We start from the raw sequence: 18,130 nt of genomic DNA, 5'->3' as shown, positions 1-18,130 counted from the left end.
GGACATGCAAAATTACCTGCGCCAGATGATCGAAACCATCCGTGCCGAAAGTGAGCAGTTGCGCCACACCGCACACGCCTTGAACGACATCTCGCAAAGCATGGTGCAAGACACCGGCGAGCAGTCCGATAGCGCCACCAACATGGCGGCGGCGATGGAACAGATGATCACCAACATCGACCAGATCGCCGAGCACGCACGTAGTGCACAGACCATTTCCGCGCATTCGGAACAGCTGGCCGGCAGTGGTGGCCAGGTGATTCTCGGGGTGGTCGAGGGCATGAACCGGATCGCTGACGCGGTCAACGAGTCCTCGTCCACCATCACCGCGCTCGGCCAGTCCTCGGAGGAGATCTACTCGATCATCCAGGTGATCAAGAGCATCGCCGAACAGACCAACCTGTTGGCGCTTAACGCGGCCATCGAAGCGGCGCGCGCAGGCGAGGCCGGACGCGGTTTCGCGGTGGTGGCCGATGAGGTTCGCAGCCTGGCTGCGCGCACCGCGCAATCGACCCAGGAAATCACCGGGATGATCCAGCGCATCCGCGGTAGCACCGAGCAGGCGGTGAACAGCATGCAAACCGGGGTCAGCCGGGTCAATGATGGTGTCGATCTGGCGCGCCAGGCCGGTGAATCAATCAGTGAGATTCGCGCAGGCGCCCAGCGTGCAGCGGTGGTGGTCGATGAAATCTCCCAGACCATAGGCGAGCAGTCGAAGGCCAGCAGCGAGGTGGCACAACGGGTCGAGCAAATTGCCCAGATGTCGCAGCATAACAACCGCGCCGCACGCGATCTGGCGCAGGCGGCTCAGCGTCTGGATAGCGTGGCGGCGACCATGCAGACGTCGGTTTCACTCTTCCAGACTTAAGCCTGACTGTGCTTCAAGCGGAGGCTTTCATCAGTACCGCGCAGGCTGTCTTATAGGCCTCATGCTGGTACTTGTTCAGCGACGCGGGCAGGGCAAAGTCGAATTTCTTGCTCTGCGCGCTGACGGTTTGCGGCGAAACCAGCATGACCTGGCAATCGCTCAGCAGCTGCAGCACCCCTTCGATCTTGAAGGTCGTCGGGCCACCGGCGAACTCGCCTTTCTTGCTGCGCTTCTTGATGGCGATGCGATCGATGCCGTTGTCCTTCACGAAGCGCTCCACGAGTGCGGCGAAGGCTTTGACGTTCGTAGCCTCATCGTCGTCTTCCAGAGCGATTTTTTTGGTGGCAACGGCGAGGTGTTCAGGCGCCTTGTCCTGAAAAGTCGCTACGGCGAAGATCGCTTCGCTGCCTTTGATTTCGATGCCGCAGATTTTCATTGAAACGCCTTGTTAGCTCGCAGAAATACAGCTTTAGTCTGCATAAGACGGCTGACGGTGACTATATATTTCGATAGAGCGACGGTTCTATGAGAGTGGGAATAATTGCGTTTGCTTCATCCATACTCTTGCGTTGATTGAGCATGATTTGGTCGAACTGATCGACACGAATAATGCCGAGCCGTGGAAATTCGAAATCCAGGATGACATACATCACGCTGACCATGACCAGCGCATACCCAGTGCCATGCAGCCAGTTACGCCTGGCTGAGCCGGCCATGCCAAAACCGATCAGCAGGGCGCTGACCAGCATCAGCGCCAGGAGCATCAGGTAGATAATCAAAGGCGGGTGAGTCTTGAGGGCCACACTGCGGGTGGTGGTGATATCGATCATTTCATTGAGCGCCTGTAGCACGCTTATACCCAGCGGCGGGCTTGGCATTTGCTGTACTGCGGCCACAGTCTGTTTCCAGATATTCAGTTGTGCTGCCATTGCTCGCGCATTTTCCTGCGCCGCTGTTTGCTTGTCCGTCAGGCCTTGATAGAAGGCAATTCGGGCATCGACATAGTCGCGCATCAACTGCCGCAATGCTGGCTGGTTGGCCGGTGGAAGCAAGTCCAGACGCAACCATGCAGTGCCGATGGCGTTGACCTCTTCGGTAATCAGGGTGCGCCGGTCATCCAGCCTGCTGGCTGCACCGGAAAAGGTAAATGCGATGAGCAACGCCAGCAGGCCGAAAACCGCGCCTTCGATCGCGCCGATACCGGTGCGGGCGCCTACGGGGTCGAGGCTCAATTGACGTTCGCCTATCCGCCTTCCGACTTCGAGCAGCACCACAATGGCGGCAAAGATCACTAGTGCATAGGTGGGGGCGGCGGCGAGTGATTGCATAGTGCGATCCGTGGGGCAGGCCAATAGTCAGCCTAGTCTCACTCATCGCCAGGTCAAGGTGTACCTGTCAGTTCTGATAGTTGACAGCTCTGCCTGGCGCCTTATTTCATTCCATCCCCAGCGATTGCAAATACTCCGACCGCTCATCACTCCTTTGCGCCAGGCAGGTGTTCTGCGCCATATCAAAGTCCTGGGTACCTTTCGTTGTCTGGAACGTTTCCACAGCACAATCGGCATCGCGCAATTTGATCCAGAGTTGCTGGGCGGCCTTGATTCTGGCGGTGAAGTCGGTGAGCTGCGCCGAATTACCGGTATATTGGGATTTTGCCCGGTCGAGCAACTCATCATAGGCAGCGTTCAACTCGCGTTCTGCGGTCTTCTTGTTGAACACGACGCAGTCGTAGTTCTGCTCAGTGGTTTCCACATTGTCACAAGGGGTGCTTTCTTCTTCAGCCTGAGCACCGAACGCCAGCACTGCCAACACCACCACTACCATCGATCTCATTTGCGACATCCCGTCAGTCGTCCAAAACCCTGGCGGGGATTCTCGCTTAGGTGTTGGGCAAAGAACAGATGCCGGCCTGCGTTTGCGCGCCAGCGATCAGGCCCCATCAGGTTGGAAGTTAGTGGGCTGCAGGGCACCCTTTGTCGCCCTTTGACGCTTTCGGCAATTCCCTTGTCGTTTTTGCACCCGGCTCGCCTGTCCCTCAGGCATATGCTGGCCCCAAAGCGCCGGCAGACGATTCGGCGCATGAATCGCTAATAAGGGGACAGCCTGATGAGCCCAGCCGAATTGCACGCAGACAGCATCGTTATCGACGGGCTGATCATTGCCAAGTGGAACCGTGAGCTGTTCGAAGACATGCGCAAGGGCGGGCTCACCGCTGCCAACTGCACCGTGTCGGTGTGGGAGGGCTTCCAGGCCACCGTCAACAACATCGCCGCCAGCCAGAAACTGATCCGCGAAAACAGCGACCTGGTGATGCCGGTGCGCACCACCGCCGATATTCGCAAGGCCAAGGAGCTGGGCAAGACCGGCATCCTCTTCGGCTTCCAGAATGCCCACGCCTACGAAGACCAGATCGGCTACGTCGAGATCTTCAAGCAACTGGGCGTCGGTATCGTGCAGATGTGCTACAACACCCAGAACCTGGTAGGCACCGGTTGCTACGAGCGCGACGGCGGCCTGTCGGGCTTCGGCCGCGAAATCGTTGCCGAGATGAACCGCGCAGGCGTCATGTGCGACCTGTCCCACGTGGGCTCCAAGACTTCCGAGGAAGTCATCCTCGAATCGAAGAAGCCAGTGTGCTACTCCCACTGCCTGCCGTCGGGGCTCAAGGAGCACCCGCGCAACAAGTCCGATGAAGAGCTGAAGTTCATCGCCGATCACGGCGGTTTCGTCGGCGTGACCATGTTCGCGCCGTTCCTGGCCAAGGGCATCGATTCGACCATCGACGACTATGCCGAAGCCATCGAATACACCATGAACATCGTCGGTGAAGACGCGATCGGTATCGGTACCGACTTCACCCAGGGCCACGGCCAGGATTTCTTCGAATACCTGACCCACGACAAGGGCTACGCCCGTCGCCTGACCAACTTCGGCAAGATCATCAACCCGCTGGGCATCCGCACCGTGGGCGAGTTCCCCAACCTCACCGAGACCCTGCTCAAGCGCGGTCACTCTGAGCGCGTGGTGCGCAAGATCATGGGCGAAAACTGGGTGAACGTCCTCAAGGATGTCTGGGGCGAATAAGCCTCTCCAACCCTTATCCAATTTCCCCTGCCGTGCGCGCAGGGGCCGCCAACGAATTTTCTGGAGTTAAGTTTCCATGGCCAAGATCGCCCCGCAATTGCCTATCGAAGTCGACAGCGAAACCGGTGTCTGGACCTCCGACGCCTTGCCGATGCTGTACGTACCTCGCCATTTCTTCGTCAACAACCACATAGGCATCGAAGAAGTGCTGGGCGCCGAAGCCTATGCCGAGATCCTCTACAAGGCCGGCTACAAGTCCGCCTGGCACTGGTGCGAGAAAGAAGCCCAATGCCATGGCCTGGAAGGCGTCGCGGTGTTCGAACACTACATGAAGCGTCTGTCGCAACGCGGCTGGGGCCTGTTCAAGATCCAGGACATCGATCTGGAGAAGGGTACCGCCAGCGTCAAGCTCGAGCATTCGGCATTCGTCTATGTGTATGGCAAGGTCGGGCGCAAGGTCGATTACATGTTCACCGGCTGGTTTGCCGGCGCCATGGACCAGATCCTGGCCGCCCGGGGCAGTTCGATCCGCACTGTCGCCGAGCAAGTCTACGGCGGATCGGAAGAAGGCCACGACGACGGCCTGTTCATCGTCAAGCCGTTGTAAGTCGAGGATCCCGCCATGGCTTTCGAAGCAATGTTCCAACCGATTCAGATCGGCAAACTGACTATCCGCAACCGTGTGCTCAGCACCGCGCACGCCGAGGTCTATGCCACCGACGGCGGGATGACCACCGATCGGTATGTGAAGTACTACGAAGAGAAAGCCAAGGGCGGGATCGGCCTGGCGATTTGCGGCGGTTCGTCGAGCGTGGCCATCGACAGCCCGCAAGGCTGGTGGAAGTCGGTCAACCTGGCCGACGATCGCATCATTCCGCACTTCCAGAACCTGGCCGACGCCATGCACAAGCATGGCGCCAAGATCATGATCCAGATTACCCACATGGGCCGGCGCTCGCGTTGGGATGGCGACCACTGGCCGACCCTGATGTCGCCGTCCGGCATCCGCGAGCCGGTGCACCGTGCGACCTGCAAGACTATCGAGCCGGAGGAAATCTGGCGGGTGATCGGCAACTATGCCAGCGCCGCGGCGCGGGCCAAGGCCGGTGGCCTGGATGGCGTCGAACTGTCTGCCGTGCACCAGCACATGATCGACCAGTTCTGGAGCCCGCGGGTCAACAAGCGTACCGACGAGTGGGGCGGCAGCTTTGAAAACCGCATGCGCTTCGGCCTGGAAGTGATCAAGGCCGTGCGCAAGGAAGTCGGCCCGGATTTCTGCGTGGGCCTGCGTATCTGTGGCGACGAATTCCACCCCGATGGCTTGAGCCACGAGGACATGAAGGAAATCGCCAAGTACTACGACGCCACCGGCATGATCGACTTCCTCGGCGTGGTCGGCTCGGGTTGTGATACCCACAACACCCTGGCCAACGTGATCCCGAACATGAGTTATCCACCGGAGCCGTTCCTGCACCTGGCGGCCGGCATCAAGGAAGTGGTCAAGGTTCCCGTGCTGCACGCGCAGAACATCAAGGACCCGAACCAGGCCACGCGGATTCTCGAGGGCGGTTACGTCGACATGGTCGGCATGACCCGCGCGCACATCGCCGACCCGCACCTGATCGCCAAGATCAAGATGGGCCAGGTCGACCAGATCAGGCAGTGCGTCGGTGCCAACTACTGCATCGACCGCCAGTACCAGGGCCTGGATGTGCTGTGCATCCAGAACGCCGCGACCTCCCGTGAATACATGGGCGTGCCGCATATCATCGAAAAATCCACCGGGCCGAAACGCAAGGTGGTGGTGGTCGGTGCCGGCCCGGCCGGGATGGAGGCCGCTCGCGTGGCTGCCGAACGTGGCCACGACGTGACCCTGTTCGAGAAGAAAGACGCGATTGGCGGGCAGATCACCACCGCCTCGAAAGCCCCGCAGCGGGACCAGATCGCCGGTATCACTCGCTGGTTCCAGCTGGAACTGGCTCGGTTGAAAGTTGACCTGCGCCTGGGCACCGCGGCCGATGCCGCGACCATCCTGGATCTGCGTCCGGACGTGGTGGTGCTGGCCGTGGGCGGGCATCCGTTCCTGGAGCAGAACGAGCATTGGGGCGCCGCCGAAGGGCTGGTGGTCAGCAGCTGGGACGTGCTCGACGGCAAGATTGCGCCGGGCAAGAACGTGCTGGTCTACGACACCATTTGCGAGTTCACCGGGATGTCGGTTGCCGACTTCCTGGCCGACAAGGGCAGCCAGGTCGAGATCGTCACCGACGACATCAAGCCGGGCGTGGCCATCGGCGGTACGTCGTTCCCCACCTACTACCGCAGCATGTACCCCAAAGAAGTGATCATGACCGGCGACATGATGCTGGAAAAGGTCTACCGCGAGGGTGACAAGCTGATCGCCGTACTGGAGAACGAATACACCGGCGCCAAAGAGGAGCGGGTAGTCGATCAGGTGGTGGTGGAGAACGGCGTGCGGCCGGATGAAGAGATCTACTACGCGCTCAAGGAAGGTTCGCGCAACAAGGGCCAGATCGATATCGAGGCATTGTTCGCGATCAAGCCGCAACCCTCGCTGAGCCAGCCTGGCGACGGCTACCTGCTGTTCCGGATCGGCGACTGCGTAGCCCAGCGCAACACCCATGCGGCGATCTATGACGCGCTGCGGTTGTGCAAAGACTTCTAAAGCACAGAAGCGCCCCTTGTGGGAGCTGGCTTGCCAGCGATGAATACGACGCGATTTGCCTGACATCCCGCGTTGCCTGCATCGCTGGCAAGCCAGCTCCCACAGCCTGACCCTTGCAAGACTTGATGAGTCTTTTGGGAGCCTCACATGTTGAACACCCTTCTTCCAATCCTGCTGTTCGCCGCCCTGGGCCTGGCTGTCCTGGGCGCGTTGCGGCGCGTCTCGATGTGGCGACAGGGCCGTGCGGCCAAGGTCGACCTGATCGGCGGGCTGTTGGCGATGCCGCGCCGCTATATGGTCGACCTGCACCACGTGGTGGCGCGGGACAAATACATGGCCAACACCCACGTGGCTACCGCCGGCGGCTTTGTACTGGCGGCAGTGCTGGCGATTCTGGTGCATGGTTTTGGCCTGCATAACCGCATCCTCGGCTATGCCTTGCTGTTCGCCTCGGTGTTGATGTTCGTTGGCGCGCTGTTTGTTTATGCCCGTCGGCGCAACCCGCCCGCGCGCTTGTCGAAAGGCCCGTGGATGCGCCTGCCCAAGAGCCTGATGGCTTTTTCGGTCAGTTTTTTCCTGGTGACCCTGCCAGTGGCCGGGATCCTGCCAGCCGATTTTGGCGGCTGGGTATTGGCCGCCCTGCTTGGGCTTGGCGTGCTGTGGGGCGTTTCGGAGCTGTTTTTCGGGATGACCTGGGGCGGGCCGATGAAGCACGCCTTCGCCGGTGCCCTGCACCTGGCCTGGCACCGCCGTGCCGAGCGCTTTGGTGGTGGCCGTTCGACCGGCCTGAAGCCGCTGGACCTGGAAGACCCCCAGGCGCCGCTGGGTGTGGAAAAGCCCAAGGATTTCACCTGGAACCAATTGCTCGGCTTCGACGCCTGCGTGCAATGCGGCAAGTGCGAAGCAGCCTGCCCGGCCTTCGCCGCAGGCCAGCCGCTGAACCCGAAAAAACTGATTCAGGACATGGTCGTCGGCCTGGCCGGCGGCACCGATGCAAACTTCGCTGGCAGCCCGTACCCATCCCTTGACGGCAGGGGCAAGCCAATTGGTGAACACGGCGGCAACCCGCACCAGCCGATCGTCAACGGCCTGGTCGATGCCGAAACGCTGTGGTCGTGCACCACCTGCCGCGCCTGCGTGGAAGAGTGCCCGATGATGATCGAGCACGTCGATGCCATCGTCGACATGCGTCGGCACCTGACCCTGGAAAAAGGCGCGACCCCGAACAAGGGCGCCGAAGTGCTGGAGAACCTGATCGCCACCGACAACCCGGGCGGTTTTGCCCCGGGCGGGCGGATGAACTGGGCGGCAGACCTGAACCTCAACCTGCTCAGCGACAAGAAAACCACCGACGTACTGTTCTGGGTTGGCGATGGTGCGTTCGACATGCGCAACCAGCGCACCCTGCGCGCCTTCGTCAAAGTGCTGAAAGCCGCCAAGGTCGACTTCGCCGTGCTCGGCCTGGAAGAACGCGACAGTGGTGACGTGGCCCGTCGCCTGGGTGATGAGGCAACCTTCCAGCTACTGGCCCGGCGCAATATCCAGACCCTGAGCAAGTACAGCTTCAAGCGCATCGTCACCTGCGATCCACACAGCTTCCACGTACTCAAGAACGAATACGGCGCGTTCGACGGCAATTACCTGGTGCAGCACCACAGCACCTACATGGCCGAACTCATTGCCTCGAAGCAATTGAACCTGAGCCAGCATAAAGGCGGCAGCGTGACCTATCACGACCCGTGCTACCTGGGCCGCTACAACGGCGAATACCAGGCGCCGCGCGATGTGCTGAGCGCGCTCGGCATCGAGGTTCGGGAGATGCAGCGTTCGGGCTTCCGTTCCCGTTGCTGTGGCGGTGGCGGCGGTGCGCCGATCACCGATATTCCCGGCAAGCAGCGGATTCCCGACATGCGCATGGAGGACATTCGCGAGACCCAGGCCGAGCTGGTGGCCGTGGGTTGCCCACAGTGCACGGCGATGCTTGAAGGGGTGGTCGAACCACGGCCGCTGATCAAGGACATTGCCGAGCTGGTGGCCGATGCGCTGGTCGAGGAAGTGATCGCCAGTCAACCGGCGCCCAACAAGCGCAAGCCTGCGGAGGTGCACTGATGAGCGATATTATCCGTCGCGATCCACGTGCCGAATGGATCGCCCGCAACCGCCTGCACCCGCTGCATGCGGCCATGCAACCGGCCCAGACCTCGTGGATGGGCCCTAACGGTATCATTCGCAAGAACCCCCATGCGGTTGGTTTCATCGGCCCCAACGGGATCAAGCGCATCGACCGCAGCGGTGCCCAGCAGGGCGGTGCGGTCAAGCGCACGGCTGCCGCCGAGGTACAGTTGCCGCTGCATCAGGTGCCGCAACCGGCCTTCTACATTGCCGTTGTGCCGGACATGGTCGGTGGCCGCCTGAGCAGCCATGACCGTGACCTGCTCGGCCTGGCCCACAGCCTGGCCGGAACGGATGGCGCGGTCATGGCCGTGGTGTTCGGTGAGCACAAGGAAAACGCCTTCGCCACTGCCGGTGTCGATCGGCTGTTGCTGCTTCAAGACGACGAATTCAGTGGTTATGCACCGGAGCACCGAGTCCAGGGCCTGCGGGCTGTGGATAACCAGTTCAGCCCGCGTCACTGGCTGCTGCCAGACAGCCGCAGCGGTGGTGGCGAATTGGGTCGGCGCTTTGCCGCTAACCTTGGCGAACGGCCGGCCACGCGAATCTGGCAGGTCAAGGACGGTCAGTGCATCGGCCGCGCCGGTGCTGGTCAGCAAGACCTGGCCCGTGCTCTGCCACGTTTGATCCTGGCTGCTGCGGAATGCGCCGAACCGGTCAGCGACACCCGTCACGAAGTCTTGCCGGTGGAGTTATCCACATCCCTCTTGCTGCGCCAGCCACGCATCGAGGACCTCGGTGCAGTGGCCGTCGACCCTGCGGCGATTCCCATGGCCGAAGCCGAGTTCATCTTCTCGGGGGGCAATGGGGTCAAGGATTGGGCATTGTTCCATCAAACCGCCGCCGCACTCGGTGCCACCAAAGGCGCGTCGCGGGTGGCGGTGGACGATGGCTTCATGGCCCGTGATCGTCAGGTCGGGGCCAGTGGCACCTGGGTCACGGCCAGGGTTTATGTGGCTGTGGGTATCTCCGGGGCGATCCAGCACCTGCAGGGCATTGGCGCCTGCGACAAGGTGGTGGCGATCAACCTCGATCCGGGTTGCGACATGATCAAGCGGGCCGACCTGTCGGTGATCGGCGAAAGCGCCGCGATCCTCCAGGCCCTGATTGATGCCGTCGAAGCCTACCGAAACGAAGCCAAGCGCGATGCCGCTTAACACTGCAGTAGAATCTTGGGGGGTCGAATCATGAACACGAAGGTCATCAGCCTGGTTTCGATTGGCGCCCACCCGACTTCCGGTCGGGCCCGGCGCGCCGAACAGGATGCCCGTGCGGTCGAACTGGGCCTGCAACTGGCTGGGGATAACTTGCAGGTGCTGCACGCCGGAGATTCGCAGGAGCCCGCTTTGCGCGCTTACCTGGGCATGGGCCTGGAACAGCTGCATGTGCTCGAGCAACCCGCCGGCGCCGATGCGCTGGGCGTGCTCGGCGACTACTTGCGCGATGCCGGCGCCCAGCTGGTGTTGACCGGCAGCCAGGCCGAAACCGGCGAAGGCTCGGGTATGCTGCCGTTTTTGCTGGCAGAACAACTGGGCTGGCCGCTGGTGGTGGGCCTGGCCGAAGTCGAGTCCATCAGCAACGGCGTGGCCCAGGTCCTCCAGGCCCTGCCACGCGGTCAGCGGCGGCGCTTGAAGGTGCGCCTGCCCTTGCTGGCGACTGTGGATAACGCCGCGCCAAAACCGCGCCAGAGCGCCTTTGGCCCGGCTCGCCGTGGCGTGCTGGCTGCCCGGCAGGTGGAAATCGTCGAAGACGAGTTATTCACAAGCGCCGAGCTGCAACCGGCCAAGCCCCGGCCCAAGCGCCTCAAGGTCATCAAGGCCAAGAGCGGTGCCGACCGCATGAAAGCGGCTACCGCCAAGGCCAGCGGCGGCGGTGGGCAGGTGCTCAAGGACGTCAGCCCCCAGGCCGGCGCCGAGGCGATTCTGAAGTTGTTGATAGAAGAAGGCGTGGTCCGCTAGCAACTTGCGCACAATGTCTGTTGACGTGACTGTGGATAAGTTGTTTGCTGCTGGCTGCAAGGCACGTCAACCGTGCCTTGCAGTGGATTGATCAACAATTGATCAAGCTAACTTGCGGTTTTTACTGGCTTTTCTGTGTGGATAAGAAAAACCGGTCCTCTCACTTTGCCCACAATCCTTGTTGGCGCTTCTGTGGATAATCTGTTCGCGTGTGGCTGAAGCGCCCGTCCTGCAAGGCGTCGGCACAATTGATCGATTAATGATCAATTGGACTTTTCCAGGTCGGATATTTCCCTCGAAAGACGATTTTCCGAGGCTTTCAGCAGTTTTCCACAAGGGAGAGCAGCGATGCCTCGAGTTGCCCCCAAAGTCTGTTGGCGCATCTGTGGATAAGGTGTTCGCCTTCGACTACAGGCCACGTATTACGCTGCATGCAGCATTGTGGTCAATATTTGATCAGGCAAATTCAAGAATGAGGGTTTTTGATAAGTCACGGAATTTCATGAATTTCTACAAAGCGGGAAAGGTACTTGCCCACAATTGCTGTGGGTCGCTCTGTGGATAAGTTGTTCGCTTAACGACAAAGGGCGCGCAGGTGTTGGCCTGCGCGCCCCTTGATCAAACTTTGTACAGTTACTGCGCAGCAACACCCTTCAGATAAGGCGCAGGCGCCGCCCCTAGGTTATTGAGCATCCGCTCGCTGTACCAGTCGATGAAGTTCACCACACCAAACTCATAGGTCTTCGAGTACGGCCCAGGCTCATAGGCAGTGGAGTTGATGCCGCGCTGGTTCTCTTCGGCCAGGCGACGGTCCTGGTCGTTGGTGGCGTCCCAGACCTGGCGCATGCGCTCCACGTCGTAGTCGACGCCTTCGACCGCATCCTTGTGCACCAGCCACTTGGTGGTGACCATGGTTTCCTGGGCGCTGATCGGCCACACGGTGAAGACGATGATGTGGTCGCCCATGCAGTGGTTCCAGGAGTGCGGCAGGTGCAGGATGCGCATCGAGCCCAGTTCCGGGTTCTTGATGCGGCCCATGAGCTTCTGGCAGCCCTGCTTGCCGTCCATGGTCATCGATACGGTGCCCTTGAGCAGCGGCATGCGCACGATGCGGTTACGCAGGCCGAAGCTGGCGTGGGCGTAAGGGATCTTCTCGGCTTCCCAGGCAGCGGCCGAGGCTGCCACGTGATCCTTGAAGGCCTGGTCGGCGCGCGGGTCGGTGACGTCGTCCCACTCGAGCAGGGTTTTCAGCAGTTCCGGGTGCGAGGCGTTGCAGTGGTAGCACTCGCGGTTGTTTTCCAGCACCAGCTTCCAGTTGGCTTTCTCCATCAAGGTGGTTTGCACCGCCACCTTGGTGTTTTCCATGTCGTAGGGTTCCATGTAATGGTTCAGCGTCGACAGGAAGTCATCGATGGCCGGCGGGTTTTCCGCCAGGCTGATGAAGATGTAACCGCCGGCGGTCTTTACGTTCACAGGCTTGAGGCCGTACTGCTTCATGTCGAAGTCGGCGCCCATTTCGGTACCGGCGAACAGCAGGCGACCGTCCAGTTCGTAGGTCCACTGGTGGTAGTGGCAGACCAGCTTGGCGACCTTGCCCTTCTCACTGGTGCACAGGCGTGAGCCACGATGGCGGCAAACGTTGTGGAAGGCATGCACCTGGCCTTCGGCGCCACGGATGACGATGATCGGGTTCTTGCCGATCTGCAGGGTCAGGAAGTTGCCCTTGGTCGGGATCTCGCAGGTCATGCCGGCGATCAGCCATTCCTTCTGGAAGATCTCCTGCATATCGATATCGAACAGGCGCTCGTCGCTGTAGAAGGGTTGTGGCAGCGAGAAGGTGCGTTCGCGGGTCTGCAGCATGTCGGCGGTAGCCTTGCGTGCAGGTTCCAGTGGATCGCCCAGGCTCAGGGTTGCGGTGACGTCCATCGTTTTATCCTCATGGGCCATTCAGTGTGGCCGGCGAAAGGTGGCTAATCGTTGTTATGTGCGACGCAAGGCTAGTAAGAAACAGCAGGATCATTTGCGATGGAGTGTGCGTTCGCGCGCAGGTTTGGCCTTATCCGTGGGCGACATGATCGAATCCGTTTCCGACGCGCAAGCCCTTGTCGCTGGCGGCTGGTCGCGATAAGCACGTCAATGTCGCAGATAGGTAAGTGTGGCCACGGCACCTTGAGCAGAATCGCAATCATGAGGCCGACAGTCGGCCGTGGAGATGAGCATGAACAGTTTCCTCAATCCGGTAACAACCCAGACATGGGCCAATGGCCGACACATTGTCCGTTGCGTCAAGGTGATCCAGGAAACCTGGGACGTGCGCACCTTCTGCTTTATGGCCGACCAGCCGATCATGTTCTTCTTCAAGCCCGGGCAGTTCGTGACCCTGGAGCTGGAGATTGACGGCGTCCAGGTGATGCGTTCCTACACTATCTCCAGCTCGCCGTCGGTGCCCTACAGTTTCTCCCTGACTATCAAGCGCGTACCGGGCGGCAAGGTTTCCAACTGGCTGCACGACACCCTGCAGGAAGGTCACGAGCTGGCAGTGCATGGCCCGGTGGGGCTGTTCAACGCCATCGATTTCCCGGCGCCTAAAGTGCTTTATCTCAGCGGCGGCGTCGGCATTACGCCGGTGATGTCCATGGCGCGCTGGTTCTACGACACCAACGGCAATGTCGACATGGTGTTTGTCCACAGCGCCCGGTCGCCGAAAGACATCATCTATCGCCGTGAACTGGAGCACATGACCTCGCGGATCGAGAACTTCAATCTGCACATCATTTGCGAGAAGTACGGCCAGGGTGATCCATGGGCGGGCTACCGTGGCTACCTCAACCACAAACTGCTGGAGCTGATCGCGCCGGACTTCATGGAGCGTGAGATCTTCTGCTGCGGTCCGACCCCTTACATGAGCGCAGTGAGGCGTTTGCTCGAAGCCGTTGGCTTTGACATGCGCCGCTATCACGAAGAGTCGTTCGGGGCGACGCCGGCCGAGGCCAAGGCCGACGCCATCGAGCACGCCGACCAGGCCGCCGACGCGCCGCAAGTCGATGCCGCCGATCTGCACCAGGTCGAGTTCACTGCCGCCGGCAAGAGCATCCGGGTTGCCCCTGGCGAGACCGTGCATGCGGCGGCGTCCAAGCTTGGCCTGATGATCCCCAAGGCCTGCGGCATGGGCATTTGCGGGACCTGCAAGGTGCTGAAGCTGGGTGGCGAAGTGGAGATGGAGCACAACGGCGGGATTACCGAAGAAGATGAGGCTGAGGGGTACATCCTGTCGTGCTGCAGCGTGCCGAAAGGGGATGTGCGCATCGAGTACTGATAGACCGGGTCGCCTTCATCGCTGGCAAGCCAGCTCCCACAGAGATCCGTGGTGGCACTTACCCTGTGGGAGCGGGCTTGCCCGCGATTGGCGCAACCGAGATTTCGTGATGTGACGAAGGGGCGGAACCCAAGGCCTGTCGAAGGGTCAATCTGAACCTCATGCACGGGATAACCCTGGCTTGCCAGGTGACTTTTCTTTATCGTGTGCGCCCTTCGAAAATCCCTCGAGAAATCATCATGTTGGAAACATCCCTCAGCCAATTGGAACAACTTGTCGGTGATCTGGTACAACAGAACCAGGCCCTGACCGTCACCAACGCTCAACTGATCGCCGAATTGACCCAGGCCAAGGACGAGAACGAAAGCCTGCAACTGTCCCTGATGGAACAGGAAGAAAAGCAGGGTGCCACCGCCGCCCGTATCCAGGCCCTGGTTGAGCGCGCCAGCGCCGGTGCAGTGAGCGCATGAGTAGTCGAGAGGCGATCAACGTCATCTCGATCCTGGGCAGCGATTACTCGATCAAGGCCCCGGCTGGCGAAGAACAGACCTTGCTCAACGCGACCCGGATGCTCAATGCCACCCTGGCCGATACCAAGCGCAAATACCCGACGCTGATCGGCGACAAGCTGCTGGTGCTGGCTGCCTTGAACCTGTGTTCGCAGCAGATCGAAATGAAGCAACACCATCAAGAAGAACTCGACCGTTACCAAGAGCAGGTCAACGCCACGGTTGATGTGATCTCGCGGACCATCGGCAAGAGCTGATAGCGGCTGCAGCATTCCCCCTTTTTATTTCGCCCACTGATTGTCTACCGATCAGTGGGCGGACTTTCTACGCCTCTGCGCTTTAGATTGTCGAACAATCGCCGATAGCCTTGTATACAATTGGCACGGCTATTATGGCCATCCGCCATCAATCTCGCGGGGTTCTCCATGCAGTTCTGGCGACGCAGTATTCAATGGCAGTTGATCTTGAGCATGGGCACAGCCCTGCTGGTCAGCATTCTGATCGTGGTCGGCATTTATACCGCGGTGGTCAACCGTCTCACCCAGCGCTATCTGCTGGACACTGCCTTGCCCGCCAGCATCGAGGCGATGCGCAACGACATCGAGCGGATTCTGGTCAAGCCGGTAACGGCAGCGACCGACATCGCCAGCAACAGCATGGTGCGGCAATGGCTGGCCGAAGGTGAAAGCAGCGCTCAGTTGCCCCAATTCGTGACATATCTGGAAGCGCTGCGAAGCGAACACAAGGCTTTCACTGCACTGATCGCCGGTGCCCAGACCGGCCACTATTACAACGAAAAAGGTCTGGACCGGACCTTGAGCCGGAGCAATCCGGCGGATGCCTGGTTCTATCAGTTTCTCGACAGCGGCCAACCGCGCACCTTGAACATCGACACTGATGCCAGCAGCGGCGAGCTGACGTTGTTTATCGACCTGCGCATGGAGCAGGCGGGAAAGCCCGTGGGTGTAGCCGGGCTGGGCCTGAGCATGCGCGAGCTGTCGGAGCTGATTCAGAACTTCAGCTTCGGCGAGCGCGGCAAGGTGTTCCTGGCGCGTTCCGATGGCCTGATCCAGGTGCACCCTGAGGCCAGGTTCAGTGGCAAGCGCAAGCTGGCCGAGCAAATGGGTGAAGCGGCTTCGCAAGCCGTATTGGCGCATAAAGGCGGGTTGGCCAGCAGCCAGTTCCAGCGTGATGGCGAGGCCTTTCTGGCGTTCAGCCTGCCGCTGCGAGACCTGGACTGGACGCTGGTAGCGGAGGTACCTCAAGCGCAGATCTATGCCCAGGCGCGCCAGGCAATGTGGCTGACTAGCCTGATTGCTGGCGCCGTGGCGTTGGTTTGCCTGTTGCTGGTGGTCGTGTTGGCGCGTGGGCTGGTGCGACCTATCCGCCAGGTAACGGGGGCGCTGGTGGCAATCGGCAGTGGGGGCGGGGACCTGAGCCACCGGCTCGATGACTCACGGGCCGATGAATTGGGTGACCTGGCGCGCGGCTTCAATCAGTTCCTGCAGAGCCAGCGTGAGCTGATCGGTGAAGTACTGACCACCAGCGAGCGGCTGCGCGCGGCGGTGGGCCAAGTGGCACAAGTGGTGGACAACACCGCCGATCGTGCCGGCAGGCAGCAGGAAATGACCGATATGGTCGCCACCGCTGTGCACGAAATGGGCCTGACGGTCCAGGACATCGCGCAGAATGCCGGCAATGCCGCGTTGGCCTCGCAAACCGCACGGGACGAGGCCATGCAAGCGCGCGAGGTGGTGCAACGCTCCATCGTGCAGATCGAGAGCATGTCGTCCGAAATCGGCGTCGCGGCGGGTGCGGTGGGCGAGCTGGCCCACGAGGTTGCCTCGATCGACCAGGTGCTGGCGGTGATTCGCAGTATTTCCGAACAGACCAACCTGCTGGCGCTGAACGCGGCCATTGAGGCGGCGCGGGCGGGCGAAATGGGCCGTGGCTTTGCGGTAGTCGCCGATGAGGTGCGGACCCTGGCGCGGCGCACCCAGGTTTCCACCGACGAGATCCAGCAGATGATTCAACGCCTCAAGCACGGTGCGGAAAATGCCGTGCAGTCCATGCAGGCCGGGCAATCAGCGACCGGTACGGGTGTTGAATCGAGCCAGCGCACCGGTGTCTCGCTGACGGCGATTACCGGGCAGGTCGAGCACATCAGTGACATGAACCGCCAAGTGGCGACCGCGACGGAGGAGCAGTCGGCGGTGACCGAAGAGATCAACCGTAACGTGCAGGGTATTTCCGACCTGGCGCGGGCGACAGCGGGGGAGGTGTTGGGGTGCCGGGATGATTGTCAGACGTTGCGCGGGTTGGCTGATGATCTGGCGCGGCAGATGGGGGGGTTCAAGCTCTAAACCGTGGTGCTTTCATCGCTGGCAAGCCAGCTCCCACAGAGATAATCGTCGCCCACAGAGTTGTGGTCTGACTGTGGTCCCCTGTGGGAGCTGGCTTGCCAGCGATGAGTCCAGTCAGCTCCCCATCACCTCACGAATATCCGCCGCCAACTCCCGCACCCGATCCTCTTCGGTATCCCACGAGCACATGAACCGCGCACCACCACTGCCGATAAAGGTGTAAAAACGCCAGCCCTTGTTTCGCAGCGCTTCGAGCGCCGGTTCCGACATCTGCAGGAACACGCCGTTGGCTTCCACCGGGAACATCAGCTCCACGCCGGGGATGCCCTTGACCAGTTGGCTGAGCAATTGCGCGCAATGGTTGGCATGGCCGGCGTGCTTGAGCCAGGCCTTGTCCTCCAGCAGCCCGACCCAAGGCGCGGAGAGGAAGCGCATCTTCGAGGCCAGTTGGCCGGCCTGTTTGCAGCGGTAGTCGAAATCCACCGCCAGGTCGCGGTTGAAGAACAGAATCGCGTCGCCCACGGCCATGCCATTCTTGGTGCCGCCGAAGCACAGCACATCGATCCCGGACTTCCAGGTCAACTCGGCAGGCGAGCAGCCGAGGAACGCGCAGGCGTTGGCGAAGCGGGCGCCGTCCATGTGCAGGTTCAGGCCCAGCTCCTTGCAGGTCGCGCTGATGGCTTTGAGTTCGTCCGGGCGGTAGACGCTGCCGACCTCGGTGGCCTGGGTCAGGGTGACCACGCGCGGTTTCGGGTAGTGGATATCCTGGCGCTTGAGCGCCACTTCGCGGATCGATGCTGGCGTCAGCTTGCCGCTTTCGGTGCGGGCAGTGAGCAACTTCGAGCCGTTGGAAAAGAACTCCGGCGCGCCGCATTCGTCGGTTTCGACGTGCGCTGTTTCCGAGCAGATGACGCTGTGGTAACTCTGGCACAGCGACGACAGCGCCAGGGAGTTGGCGGCGGTGCCGTTGAAGGCGAAGAATACTTCACAGTCGGTTTCGAACAGCTTGCGGAAATAGTCGGCGGCGCGCGCGGTCCACTGGTCATCGCCATAGGCGCGTTCGTGGCCCTGATTGGCGCTGGCCATGGCCGCCCAGGCTTCAGGGCAGATTCCGGAATAGTTGTCGCTGGCGAACTGTTGGCTTTGTTCTGTCATGACCGGGTCCTGTGATCGATTA

At 60.9% G+C, this 18,130-nt stretch carries 16 protein-coding genes and 1 pseudogene; 12 read left to right on the top strand and 5 right to left on the bottom strand.

Translation table 11 applies throughout. The annotated features are described in order from the left end of the window. The first annotated feature begins 4 nt into the window (after positions 1-4). Entirely contained in the window at positions 5-868 is an 864-nt protein-coding gene (locus NVV94_RS27045) for a methyl-accepting chemotaxis protein (protein ID WP_408733528.1), read from the top strand. 13 nt (positions 869-881) lie between these two features. Here the strand turns inward: NVV94_RS27045 and NVV94_RS24795 are convergent, their stop codons facing one another. The 3 genes from NVV94_RS24795 to NVV94_RS24785 form a co-directional block, all read right to left on the bottom strand. Next, the gene (locus NVV94_RS24795; RefSeq protein ID WP_258444919.1) at positions 882-1,304 is read right to left on the bottom strand and encodes a DUF3010 family protein; all 423 of its coding nucleotides are present in this window, start codon (positions 1,302-1,304) and stop codon (positions 882-884) included. Between the two features lie 61 nt (positions 1,305-1,365). Beyond that, on the bottom strand, positions 1,366-2,220 hold the full coding sequence (locus tag NVV94_RS24790; RefSeq protein ID WP_258444918.1) for a DUF4239 domain-containing protein: 855 nt from the start codon (positions 2,218-2,220) through the stop codon (positions 1,366-1,368). 82 nt (positions 2,221-2,302) lie between these two features. Further along, positions 2,303-2,701: a lysozyme inhibitor LprI family protein gene (locus tag NVV94_RS24785; protein WP_258444917.1), complete on the bottom strand. Its 399-nt coding sequence runs from the start codon at positions 2,699-2,701 to the stop codon at positions 2,303-2,305. 273 nt (positions 2,702-2,974) lie between these two features. On the opposite strand from NVV94_RS24785, the gene NVV94_RS24780 reads away from it, so the two are divergent. The 6 genes from NVV94_RS24780 (at position 2,975) to NVV94_RS24755 (ending at position 10,765) form a co-directional block, all read left to right on the top strand. Continuing rightward, entirely contained in the window at positions 2,975-3,952 is a 978-nt protein-coding gene (locus NVV94_RS24780) for a dipeptidase (protein WP_258444916.1), read from the top strand. Positions 3,953-4,028: 76 nt separating this feature from the next. Beyond that, positions 4,029-4,559: a DUF5943 domain-containing protein gene (locus tag NVV94_RS24775; RefSeq protein ID WP_258444915.1), complete on the top strand. Its 531-nt coding sequence runs from the start codon at positions 4,029-4,031 to the stop codon at positions 4,557-4,559. Between the two features lie 15 nt (positions 4,560-4,574). Continuing rightward, a complete protein-coding gene (gene dgcA / locus NVV94_RS24770; protein ID WP_258444914.1) occupies positions 4,575-6,635 on the top strand; it encodes a dimethylglycine demethylation protein DgcA in 2,061 nt (686 codons plus the stop codon). A gap of 147 nt (positions 6,636-6,782) precedes the next feature. Next, the gene (gene dgcB / locus NVV94_RS24765) at positions 6,783-8,744 is read left to right on the top strand and encodes a dimethylglycine demethylation protein DgcB (protein WP_258444913.1); all 1,962 of its coding nucleotides are present in this window, start codon (positions 6,783-6,785) and stop codon (positions 8,742-8,744) included. Continuing rightward, positions 8,744-9,964: an electron transfer flavoprotein subunit alpha/FixB family protein gene (locus NVV94_RS24760; RefSeq protein WP_258444912.1), complete on the top strand. Its 1,221-nt coding sequence runs from the start codon at positions 8,744-8,746 to the stop codon at positions 9,962-9,964. Before dgcB ends, NVV94_RS24760 begins: the two co-directional genes overlap by 1 nt. A 30-nt stretch (positions 9,965-9,994) precedes the next feature. Then, on the top strand, positions 9,995-10,765 hold the full coding sequence (locus NVV94_RS24755) for an electron transfer flavoprotein subunit beta (protein WP_258444911.1): 771 nt from the start codon (positions 9,995-9,997) through the stop codon (positions 10,763-10,765). 633 nt (positions 10,766-11,398) lie between these two features. Here NVV94_RS24755 and gbcA read toward each other — a convergent pair. Beyond that, a complete protein-coding gene (gene gbcA / locus NVV94_RS24750; protein ID WP_258444910.1) occupies positions 11,399-12,691 on the bottom strand; it encodes a glycine-betaine demethylase subunit GbcA in 1,293 nt (430 codons plus the stop codon). Positions 12,692-12,983: 292 nt separating this feature from the next. Between gbcA and gbcB the strand changes: the two genes are divergently transcribed. From gbcB to NVV94_RS27035, 5 genes and pseudogenes are all read left to right on the top strand, one after another. Then, entirely contained in the window at positions 12,984-14,081 is a 1,098-nt protein-coding gene (gene gbcB, locus NVV94_RS24745) for a glycine-betaine demethylase subunit GbcB (RefSeq protein WP_408733436.1), read from the top strand. A 239-nt stretch (positions 14,082-14,320) separates the two neighbouring features. Continuing rightward, a complete protein-coding gene (locus NVV94_RS24740; RefSeq protein ID WP_258444908.1) occupies positions 14,321-14,551 on the top strand; it encodes a hypothetical protein in 231 nt (76 codons plus the stop codon). Beyond that, positions 14,548-14,847, top strand: a complete 300-nt coding sequence (locus tag NVV94_RS24735; RefSeq protein ID WP_258444907.1) for a cell division protein ZapA — start codon at positions 14,548-14,550, stop codon at positions 14,845-14,847. The genes NVV94_RS24740 and NVV94_RS24735 overlap by 4 nt, the downstream gene beginning before the upstream one ends. 168 nt (positions 14,848-15,015) lie before the next feature. Then, positions 15,016-16,044: pseudogene (locus tag NVV94_RS27040) on the top strand (cache domain-containing protein); the annotation flags it as partial. Positions 16,045-16,215: 171 nt separating this feature from the next. Next, on the top strand, positions 16,216-16,953 hold the full coding sequence (locus NVV94_RS27035; protein WP_408733527.1) for a methyl-accepting chemotaxis protein: 738 nt from the start codon (positions 16,216-16,218) through the stop codon (positions 16,951-16,953). A gap of 114 nt (positions 16,954-17,067) precedes the next feature. Here NVV94_RS27035 and NVV94_RS24725 read toward each other — a convergent pair whose 3' ends face one another. After that, complete coding sequence (locus NVV94_RS24725) at positions 17,068-18,108, bottom strand: low specificity L-threonine aldolase (RefSeq protein ID WP_258444905.1); 1,041 nt, start codon at positions 18,106-18,108, stop codon at positions 17,068-17,070. Positions 18,109-18,130 lie beyond the last annotated feature (22 nt).

The organism is Pseudomonas sp. LS1212, assembly GCF_024741815.1.
Taxonomy (GTDB): Bacteria; Pseudomonadota; Gammaproteobacteria; order Pseudomonadales; family Pseudomonadaceae; genus Aquipseudomonas.
This window is presented reverse-complemented; position numbering and strand designations above follow the sequence as displayed.